The following is a 9,643-nucleotide window of genomic DNA, read 5'->3' as shown; positions in this document are numbered from 1 at the left end:
AGCACCGACGAGATCTGTGCGGCGATCAAGGACATCTACGACGACACCCGCTCCATCACCGAACCTTCGGGCGCGCTGGCCGTGGCGGGGATCAAGAAGTACGTCGAGCAACGTGGTGTCAGCGGCCAGACCCTAGTGGCGATCGACTCCGGGGCCAACGTCAACTTCGACCGCCTGCGCCATGTGGCCGAGCGCGCCGAACTGGGCGAAGGCCGCGAAGCGATCATCGCTGTGACCATCCCCGAACGCNNNTTGATCGCCAGCCTGACCGAGCAGGGCTTTCCGGTGCTGGACCTGACCGACAACGAACTGGCCAAGCTGCATATCCGCCACATGGTGGGTGGACACGCCGAGCGGGTCAGCGATGAAGTGGTGCTGCGCTTCGAATTCCCCGAGNGGCGGATGGGCGGGTGGTGGCAGGGCTGGTCGTACCTGAGGACGAGCGGCACCTGGTGAGTGAGGCATTGACCGAGATCGGCTATCCGTACTGGGATGAAAGCGAGAACCCGGCGTATCGGCTGTTTTTGGGCTGAGGCCTTAAAGCTGCGTACGCCGGGACGCGGAGCGTCCTGAGAGGCATTCCCACGCGGAGCATGGGAACGATCAACGTAAAGGCTGGCATCTTGATCGTGCCCACGCTCTGAGGAACGATCAGTGTGAAGCTACTACTGCGCTGGCTGGGTCTCGACCGGCGCGGGGGGGATCATTTCGACCGGCTGAGCCTCGGGTGGCGTGACGGTCTCGGCCTTGAACGAGGCAGGCTCGTCCGGTGCCGGTACGGGCTCGCTGGCAGCCGGCGTTGCGGACTCGGCCTTGGGCTCGGTAACCGATTCAGCCTTGGGCGCAGCCTCAACCGCTTTAGGTGCCAGTTGCGCAGGCTCTGCGGCCTTGGGCGTGGCTGCGGCAGGCACCGGGTCAGGCACACCCAGATCAGCCTTTGGTTTCTCGACGATATGCGCAGCCTTCTTCACCTCCGGCGGCAGGAAGTTCTCCACCAGACCGAAGAAACGCTCGTAGAACTTGGCAGACGCAACCGTCTCGCTAGCCACCTTGACCATCGAATCATCGGTAGAGCCGATCGGCATCGACACCGAACCCAGCACCCCTACCCCGAGGCTCGCCGAGTTATTGGTTTTCTTAAGCGCGTAGCGGTCCTGCAGGGCGTTGGCGAACATGGTCGAACTGCCCGCTGTCACGTCGGCGGCGCAAACCAGGTTGAAGCTGATCTCGATGTGCGTGTCACCCGTCTGCTGAAAGCTCTTGCGCCCGGCAATCATTTTCGGATCACTGCTGGTGATGATGTAACCCTGACTCAGCAAGGCCCGGCGTCCGGCTTCACAGTAAGACAGATCCGTTGCCGGGTAGCTGCGGGAAAACGTCCCGGCATCGTCGAAATGCTCATGGTCGTAGACCGCCTGCTTGGGCGAAGAACAGCCGGCAGCCAGGAACAGCATGGACACAACGCACGCGGTACGAACGTTCAGTAAATTAAGCATCGATAATCCTGAGGAAGGAAATGACTGCCAGCAAGACTGCAAACTGGAAATGGCGACAAGTCTGCAACAAGGCCGACGCAGGATCAACGCAGAGTTCGCAACGATTCGATACAAGGCGCGTCACACGGATAGAAACGGTCACAAATCGCAGACAACAAAAAAGCGACCCTTGGGTCGCTTTTCTGTTGCTTCAAGGAGTTCAAGGGCCTTGAAGCTTTGNGCGGACGGGACTCGAACCCGCGACCCCCGGCGTGACAGGCCGGTATTCTAACCGACTGAACTACCGCTGCGTATCGCTTGTAAACCTGTTTGAAACAAACTTTCGGTAGCTTGTTTCCTGTACATCGGATTGAGCGGCTTGAGCCTTTCAATCTCAGACCCGGAAAACCGAATCTGTACANCGGACGGGACTCGAACCCGCGACCCCCGGCGTGACAGGCCGGTATTCTAACCGACTGAACTACCGCTGCGCAGTGTGGACTTGCGTCCGGTTTCAACTTTGAAAGCCCTCATGCTTCAGCTTTCAAACTCAACGANTGATGACGGGATCGAACCGCCGACCCGCTGCTTGTAAGGCAGCTGCTCTCCCAGCTGAGCTAATCACCCTTTGCTTCGTTGAGGCCGCGAAATTTACGCACCTAACGAACCTAAGTCAATAGCCTGATTGAAGTTTTTTTAAAAACCGCTTCAATCGCACCACACGCCAAAACCTGCCAAACACACCCGCCTGCAAACACGGATGCGCAACTACTCGGCGTACACCATCTTGCGGGTCATGCCGCCATCGACCACGAATTCCTGCCCGGTGACAAAACCGGCATTACGCGAGAGCAGCCACGCGACCATTGCCGCCACGTCCTCCACTGTCCCTACCCGGCCAGCGGGATGCTGCGCATGATCGGCCTCTGACAAGGGTTCGGCGCGGCGCAATGAAGGATCTCGCGCGTCGATCCAGCCGGGGCTGACAGCGTTGACACGGATCTCGGGACCCAGACTGATGGCGAGCGCATGCGTCAGCGCCATCAGGCCGCCCTTGCTCGCAGCGTAGGCCTCGGTATCAGGCTCTGACTGACTGGCACGGGTCGAGGTCAGGTTGACGATGCTGCCGCAGTGCGCGCGCAGATAAGGCGCACAGTGTTTGGCCAGCAGCATCGGCCCGCCAAGGTTGACGCCCAGCACGCGATTCCAGTGCGAAAGCTCAAGACTTTCCAGTGTGGTGTTATGCGGATCGGCAATCGCCGCATTGCACACCAGCGCGTCCAGCCGCCCGAAGCGCCGGAGCACCTCGGCAACGCCCGCTGCGACCTGTTCCTCGTTCGCGACGTCCATGGTGATGAACAGGGCGTTTTCGCCCAGCGCACCGGCCACTTTCGAACCACGCCTGCGATCCAGATCGGTCAGAACCACTTGCCAGCCTTCGGCAATCAGCCAGGCTGCAATGCCCAGACCGATGCCGCGCGCGGCACCGGTCACCAGTGCAACGCGGCCATTGTGGGTACTGGAGAATTTCATCGCCCAGTCGTCGCTCATGCTCTCGCTCGCGTCGCTGCTCACTTGAGTCGTCACAAGGCCGCCAGACCCAGCGCCAGATCGGCCTGCAGGTCTGCGACATCTTCAAGCCCTACCGCCACCCGTATCAGGCTGTCACGGATGCCGGCGGCTTCACGTTCCTGAGGCGCCAGGCGCCCGTGGGACGTGGTGCTCGGGTGAGTGATGGTGGTTTTGGTGTCGCCCAGGTTGGCGGTGATCGAGATCAGTCGAGTTGCATCGATGAAGCGCCACGCGCCCTCTTTGCCACCCTTGACCTCGAAACTCACGACCGCACCGAAGCCTTTCTGCTGACGCTGGGCCAGCTCGTGCTGCGGGTGACTCTTGAGGCCGGCGTAATGGACCTTCTCGATACCATCCTGCTGCTCGAGCCACTCGGCCAGCGCCTGAGCGTTGGCGCAATGAGCGCGCATGCGCAGGTTCAGGGTTTCAAGACCCTTGAGAAAGATCCAGGCATTGAACGGGCTCAGAGTCGGCCCGGCCGTGCGCAGGAATCCGACCACTTCCTTCATCTGCTCGCTGCGCCCGGCAACCACACCGCCCATGCAACGGCCCTGGCCGTCGATGAACTTGGTTGCCGAATGGACGACGATGTCAGCGCCCAGCTTCAGCGGCTGCTGCAGGGCTGGCGTGCAGAAGCAGTTGTCGACGATCAGCATCGCGCCCTTGGCGTGGGCGACTTCCGCCAACGCGGCGATATCCACCAACTCGGCCAACGGGTTGGACGGCGACTCGACGAACAGCATTTTGGTGTTGGTCTTGATCGCCGCATCCCAGCCGCTCAGGTCCGCCAGCGGCACGTAGTCCACCTCAATGCCGAAACGTTTGAAGTACTTGTCGAACAGGCTGATGGTCGAACCGAACACACTGCGCGACACCAGAACGTGATCACCGGCGCTGCACAGACTCATGACGACCGCCAGCGTGGCAGCCATGCCAGTCGCCGTGGCGACGGCCTGCTCGGCGCCTTCCAGCGCTGCCATGCGTTCCTCGAAGGAACGCACCGTCGGGTTGGTGTAGCGCGAGTAGACGTTGCCTGGCACTTCACCGGCGAAACGCGCGGCCGCGTCGGCGGCCGTGCGGAACACGTAGCTGGAGGTAAAGAACATCGGATCGCCATGCTCGCCTTCCGGCGTGCGATGTTGCCCGGCACGTACGGCGAGGGTATCGAACCCTACGCCTTCAAGGTCGCTGTCGAGACGACCTGCATCCCATTCCTGAGTCATGCCGCTACTCCTGAAACCAATTAGTTGTTGTACAGATCGATGATCGCGCTCACTGCCTGGGTCTTGACCTTGGAGGCGTCGTTACGCGCCTGTTCGATCTTGTTCAGATAATGCTCGTCGATGTCACCGGTCACGTACTTGCCGTCGAAGACCGAGCAATCGAAGTTATCGATCTTGATCTTCTTGCTGCCGCTGACCGCCTCGATCAGGTCATTCAAGTCCTGATAGACCAGCCAGTCGGCACCGATGAGGTCGGCAACGTCCTGAGTGGAACGGTTATGGGCAATCAGCTCGTGAGCACTCGGCATATCGATGCCGTAGACGTTGGGGTAACGCACCGCCGGAGCGGCCGAACAGAAATAGACGTTCTTGGCACCGGCTTCGCGGGCCATCTGGATGATCTGCTTGCAGGTCGTGCCGCGAACGATGGAGTCGTCCACCAGCATGACGTTCTTGCCGCGGAATTCCAGCTCGATGGCATTGAGCTTCTGGCGCACGGACTTCTTGCGTGCAGCCTGACCCGGCATGATGAACGTGCGGCCGATGTAACGGTTCTTGACGAAGCCTTCGCGGAACTTGACGCCCAGGTGGTTGGCCAGCTCCAGCGCAGCCGTGCGGCTGGTGTCCGGAATCGGGATGACCACATCGATGTCGTGATCCGGGCGCTCGCGCAGGATCTTGTCGGCCAGTTTCTCGCCCATGCGCAGACGCGCCTTGTAGACCGAGATACCGTCGATTATCGAATCAGGACGCGCCAGGTAGACGTGTTCGAAGATGCAGGGCGCGTACTTTGGATTGGCGGCGCACTGACGGGTGTGCAGCTTGCCGTCTTCGGTGATGTAGACCGCTTCGCCCGGTGCCAGGTCGCGGATCAGCGTGAAACCCAGTACATCGAGGGAAACGCTTTCGGAGGCGATCATGTACTCGACGCCTTCGTCGGTATGACGCTGGCCGAACACGATGGGACGAATGGCGTCCGGATCGCGGAAGCCGACGATACCGTAGCCGGTGATCATCGCCACGACGGCATAGCCGCCACGGCAACGATTATGCACGTCGGTCACTGCCGCGAAGATGTCTTCTTCGGTCGGCTGCAGCTTGCCGCGAACGGCCAGCTCATGGGCGAACACGTTGAGCAGCACTTCCGAGTCGGAGTTGGTGTTGACGTGGCGCAGGTCAGATTCGTAGATCTCCTTGGCCAACTGCTCGACGTTGGTCAGGTTACCGTTGTGCGCCAACGTGATGCCGTAAGGCGAGTTGACGTAGAACGGCTGAGCTTCGGCCGAGGTCGAGCTGCCCGCGGTCGGGTAGCGCACATGGCCGATACCCATGTGTCCGACCAGGCGCTGCATATGGCGTTGATGGAACACATCACGCACCAGTCCATTGTCCTTGCGCAGGAATAACCGGCCGTCGTGGCTGGTCACAATACCGGCAGCATCCTGGCCGCGGTGCTGGAGGACGGTGAGCGCGTCATACAGCGCCTGATTAACGTTCGACTTACCGACGATACCGACGATGCCACACATGCGACACAACCCCTACTTAGTGGAACTGGATTTACCAAGCACATCCTGCGGTATTGTAGACGGCAGGATCTGCTCCTTGAACGGCAGATCAGCAGGTACGCTGATGCCGCTGGCGAGCCACTTGCTGGACATCCCGAGAATCAGGTTTTTCGACCAGTCAGCGACCATGAGAAATTGCGGCACCAGTCTCGACTGCTGCCACCATTGATCCTGTTGCACCGGCCCGAGACTCAATAGTCCGACCGCTACAACGACAAGCAGGCCTCCGCGCGCCGCGCCAAAGACCATACCCAGAAAACGATCGGTCCCGGAAAGCCCGGTGACGCGAATCAGTTCGCCTATCAGAAAGTTGACCATGGCGCCGACCAGCAAGGTGGCGACAAATAGAATGGTGCAGCTCGCGATCACGCGGGCCGAGGGTGTTTCTATGTAGTTGACCAGATACTGCGACAGCCCCGCGCCGAACATCCAGGCCACGACACCTGCAATGATCCATGTCGTCAACGAGAGTGCTTCTTTTACGAAGCCGCGTTTCAGACTGATCAGGGCGGAGATGGCGACAATTCCCAGAATTGCCCAGTCAACCGGAGTAAATGGCACGTTGCAGCCTGCAGACAGATAAGGCGGCGCATTTTAGCAGAGCGCCCGCCCGCCGGTAAGCAGCGATTATCGGCGGGCGTCATTTTCCGTGCAAACGGCTTGGCAGAGCCTGTATAGAGCGCGGGAAGATCAGCCTTTTTCGGGCTGGAACCGCACCACAATACCTTTGAGTTTCTGCTGCTTGTCGAGTTGGTCACGCAGGCGATCAGCCTCGGCGCGTTCGATCAGCGGACCCACGAATACCCGGTTGACGCCATCGGCGGTGCGAATGTAGGCGTTGTACCCCTGGGTACGCAGGGTTTTCTGCAGATTGTCGGCGTTGGCACGGTTGGACATGCTGGCCAACTGCACAGACCAACTGACTGACAGACCGTTGGCATCGACGCCGCTCGGCGCGGCCTTGGCGACCGCCGGTGCAGAAGGTGCAGAAGGTGCAGCAGGCGTTGTTACAGGCGCTGCCGGAGCCGGTGTCGGCTTCGGTGCTGGCGCAGGCTTGGCTGCCTGTGGCGCAGCGGCCGCTGGAGCCTGTGCGGAAGGAGCAGGCGCAATCGGCATCGACGGCGGCTGATTGCTCGCCGCTACATTGTCCTCATCCGGAACCGGCTCCTGTGGCAATGCCTGAGGCTCGGGGACGGACACAGGCTCGACCTGTACCTGCTGACCCGCAGGCGCCTTTGGAGCGGCAGGCGCATCGACCTGAACCGGATGGCTCTCGTCCTGACGGGTGAACAGCATCGGGAGAAAGATCACCGCCAGGGCGATCAGTACCAGAGCACCCACCATCCGCTGCTTGAATACGTTATCCAGCAAAGCCATTTGCAGCGTCCTCGTCGGTATGCCGGGCCAGCCAATCCAGGGCCTCGGCTACACAGTAAAAAGATCCGAACAGCAGAATTTCGTCATCGGTCGTGGCATGCGCGCACTGAGCTTCCAGCGCAGACGCAATACTCTGGTAGGACTTCACGCGCGCCCCAAGGTTCTCCAGAGCAACCTGCAACTCTGCCGCAGGCCGACTACGGGAGGTGGGCAGCGGCGCAACGGCCCAGTCCTGAATGCTGGAAGCCAGCTCATGGACCACACCGTCAAGATCCTTGTCAGAGAGCAGGCCGAACACCGCCAGACGTTTGCCGATCACCGGCCGCTGCGCCATGCGGTGCGCCAGAAACTGCGCAGCATGCGGGTTGTGGCCCACATCGAGCAGCAGCGTGAGCGCCCTGCCCTGCCAATGAACGGTACGGCGGTCGAGACGGCCGACGAGTCGGGTCTGCGCCAACGCCTCGCTGACGACCTGCTGATTCAGGGGGTAGCCCAGCAACGCAAACGCCTGGAGTGCCAGCGCGGCATTCTGCATGGGCAGATCGAGCAACGGCAGATCACGCAGCTCGACCACCTCGCCGTGAGCGATACCGCGCCAGTCCCAGCCTTGCGGACCGACAGACAGATCAAAGTCATGACCTCGTAGCAGCAAAGGACAGCCCAACTCTCGCGCCTTGGCCAGCAAAGGCTCAGGCGGATCGAGGTCGCCGCAGAGTGCCGGGCGACCGGCACGGAAGATACCGGCCTTTTCGAAAGCCACGGATTCGCGGGTGTCGCCCAGCCAGTCGGCATGGTCAACACCAATGCTGGTGACCAGGGCGAGATCGGCATCAATGAGATTGACGGCGTCCAGGCGACCGCCCAGACCGACTTCCAGCACGACTGCGTCAAGCTGCGCCTGCTCGAACAGCCAGAACGCGGCGAGCGTGCCCATTTCGAAATAGGTCAGCGTGACATCGCCACGCGCCAATTCGACTGCTGCAAAGGCATCACACAGCTCAAGATCGGTTGCTTCGATACCCTGCACCTTCACCCGCTCGTTATAACGCAGCAGATGCGGGGAGCTGTAGACACCCACCTTGAGCCCCTGAGCCTGCAACAGGGACGCGACAAAAGCGCAGGTCGAGCCCTTGCCGTTGGTACCGGTTACCGTGATGACCCGAGGCGCCGGGCGTGTGAGCCCCAGTTGCTGCGCCACCTTTCGCGACCGATCCAGCCCCATGTCGATGGCAGAAGGATGCAGTTGCTCGAGGTAGGCAAGCCAGTCGCCCAGGGTCGACGGGGTCATACCGTGGCCGGAGCCGGCGGAACGACGATCGGCTCAATCACTGGCGCCACGAATTTCGGCGTCGGCAGGTTCATCATTTGCGCCAGCAGGTTGCCCAGACGCGGGCGCAGCTCGCTGCGAGCGATGATCATGTCGATTGCGCCGTGATCCAGCAGGAACTCGCTGCGCTGGAAACCTTCAGGCAGTTTTTCGCGAACGGTCTGCTCGATGACACGAGGACCGGCAAAACCGATCAGCGCCTTTGGCTCAGCGACAATCACGTCACCCAGCATTGCCAGACTGGCAGAAACACCGCCGTAGACCGGATCGGTCAAGACCGAGATGAACGGCAGGCCTTCTTCACGAAGACGCGCCAGCACGGCCGACGTCTTGGCCATCTGCATGAGGGAAATCAGCGCTTCCTGCATGCGCGCACCACCGGAAGCGGCAAAGCAGATCATCGGGCAGCGGTTTTCCAGTGCGTAGTCGGCAGCGCGCACGAAGCGCTCGCCAACGATGGCGCCCATCGAGCCACCCATGAAGGAAAACTCGAACGCCGAGGCGACAACCGGCATGCCCAACAGCGTGCCGCTCATGGAGATCAGGGCGTCCTTCTCACCTGTCTGCTTCTGCGCAGCGGTCAGACGGTCCTTGTACTTCTTGCCGTCACGGAATTTCAGACGGTCAACCGGCTCCAGATCGGCACCCAGCTCCTCACGGCCCTCGGCATCCAGGAAGATGTCCAGACGGGCGCGGGCACCGATACGCATGTGATGGTTGCACTTGGGGCAGACATCCAGGGTCTTTTCCAGCTCAGGCCGATAGAGCACTGCTTCGCAGGACGGGCACTTGTGCCACAGCCCTTCAGGAACCGAACTCTTCTTGACCTCGGAACGCATGATCGATGGGATCAGTTTGTCTACCAACCAGTTGCTCATGCTTTATCTCTCCAGTACCGGTGTGGCTCGAACGCATGACGTTTTCACGCCAGACGCATGCCCTCAGCTAAATTCGTTAGTTGGCGATGAGACGGGGAACGGTCGACCGTCGGCCTGACCTGCACACCCTCTACCACGATTTTTTTACAACCCGGACGATGCGCACCGGCACCGCCCTTGACTCAATTCGACCCGCAGGACTTGTGGCGGGGACAGGCTTATG

The 9,643-nt window shown here is 60.9% G+C and carries 8 protein-coding genes and 3 tRNA genes; all 11 read right to left on the bottom strand.

All coding sequences use genetic code 11. The features are described 5' to 3' along the window. Nucleotides 1–665: 665 nt before the first annotated feature. The 11 genes from AO065_RS24560 to accD all read right to left on the bottom strand — a co-directional run bounded on the left by AO065_RS24560 (nt 666) and on the right by accD (nt 9,420). A complete protein-coding gene (locus tag AO065_RS24560; protein WP_004884538.1) occupies nt 666–1,496 on the bottom strand; it encodes a DUF2242 domain-containing protein in 831 nt (276 codons plus the stop codon). A 216-nt stretch (nt 1,497–1,712) separates the two neighbouring features. Next, nucleotides 1,713–1,787: transfer RNA gene (locus AO065_RS24555), tRNA-Asp, on the bottom strand. Nucleotides 1,788–1,892: 105 nt separating this feature from the next. Beyond that, nucleotides 1,893–1,966 (bottom strand) — tRNA-Asp (locus tag AO065_RS24550). A 63-nt stretch (nt 1,967–2,029) separates the two neighbouring features. Next, nucleotides 2,030–2,102, bottom strand: a tRNA-Val gene (locus AO065_RS24545). A gap of 141 nt (nt 2,103–2,243) precedes the next feature. Further along, the gene (locus AO065_RS24540) at nt 2,244–3,026 is read right to left on the bottom strand and encodes an SDR family oxidoreductase (RefSeq protein ID WP_004884539.1); all 783 of its coding nucleotides are present in this window, start codon (nt 3,024–3,026) and stop codon (nt 2,244–2,246) included. A 32-nt stretch (nt 3,027–3,058) separates the two neighbouring features. Further along, on the bottom strand, nt 3,059–4,270 hold the full coding sequence (locus tag AO065_RS24535) for an O-succinylhomoserine sulfhydrylase (RefSeq protein WP_004884540.1): 1,212 nt from the start codon (nt 4,268–4,270) through the stop codon (nt 3,059–3,061). A 20-nt stretch (nt 4,271–4,290) separates the two neighbouring features. Beyond that, on the bottom strand, nt 4,291–5,799 hold the full coding sequence (purF, locus tag AO065_RS24530) for an amidophosphoribosyltransferase (RefSeq protein ID WP_004884541.1): 1,509 nt from the start codon (nt 5,797–5,799) through the stop codon (nt 4,291–4,293). A 12-nt stretch (nt 5,800–5,811) separates the two neighbouring features. Then, nucleotides 5,812–6,399, bottom strand: coding sequence for a CvpA family protein (locus AO065_RS24525; protein WP_004884542.1), 588 nt, complete (start codon nt 6,397–6,399; stop codon nt 5,812–5,814). Nucleotides 6,400–6,528: 129 nt separating this feature from the next. Further along, nucleotides 6,529–7,215: an SPOR domain-containing protein gene (locus AO065_RS24520; protein ID WP_004884543.1), complete on the bottom strand. Its 687-nt coding sequence runs from the start codon at nt 7,213–7,215 to the stop codon at nt 6,529–6,531. Next, nucleotides 7,199–8,503 carry a bifunctional tetrahydrofolate synthase/dihydrofolate synthase gene (gene folC, locus AO065_RS24515; protein WP_004884544.1) on the bottom strand — a complete coding sequence of 435 codons (1,305 nt, stop codon included), beginning with the start codon at nt 8,501–8,503 and terminating at the stop codon, nt 7,199–7,201. Before folC ends, AO065_RS24520 begins: the two co-directional genes overlap by 17 nt. After that, nucleotides 8,500–9,420: an acetyl-CoA carboxylase, carboxyltransferase subunit beta gene (accD, locus tag AO065_RS24510; RefSeq protein ID WP_004884545.1), complete on the bottom strand. Its 921-nt coding sequence runs from the start codon at nt 9,418–9,420 to the stop codon at nt 8,500–8,502. Before accD ends, folC begins: the two co-directional genes overlap by 4 nt. Between the last annotated feature and the right edge of the window lie 223 nt (nt 9,421–9,643).

It is taken from the genome of Pseudomonas viridiflava (assembly GCF_001642795.1).
Lineage (GTDB): Bacteria > Pseudomonadota > Gammaproteobacteria > Pseudomonadales > Pseudomonadaceae > Aquipseudomonas > Aquipseudomonas viridiflava.
Note: the sequence above shows the minus strand (reverse complement) of the source record. Positions and strands in the feature narration are given on the sequence as shown.

Excerpts from the sequence above, each read along its gene's own strand:
- AO065_RS24560 (WP_004884538.1), bottom strand. The coding sequence starts at position 1,496 with ATGCTTAATTTACTGAACGTTCGTACCGCGTGCGTTGTGTCCATGCTG.
- AO065_RS24540 (WP_004884539.1), bottom strand. The coding sequence starts at position 3,026 with ATGAGCGACGACTGGGCGATGAAATTCTCCAGTACCCACAATGGCCGC.
- AO065_RS24535 (WP_004884540.1), bottom strand. The coding sequence starts at position 4,270 with ATGACTCAGGAATGGGATGCAGGTCGTCTCGACAGCGACCTTGAAGGC.
- purF (WP_004884541.1), bottom strand. The coding sequence starts at position 5,799 with ATGTGTGGCATCGTCGGTATCGTCGGTAAGTCGAACGTTAATCAGGCG.
- AO065_RS24520 (WP_004884543.1), bottom strand. The coding sequence starts at position 7,215 with ATGGCTTTGCTGGATAACGTATTCAAGCAGCGGATGGTGGGTGCTCTG.
- folC (WP_004884544.1), bottom strand. The coding sequence starts at position 8,503 with ATGACCCCGTCGACCCTGGGCGACTGGCTTGCCTACCTCGAGCAACTG.
- accD (WP_004884545.1), bottom strand. The coding sequence starts at position 9,420 with ATGAGCAACTGGTTGGTAGACAAACTGATCCCATCGATCATGCGTTCC.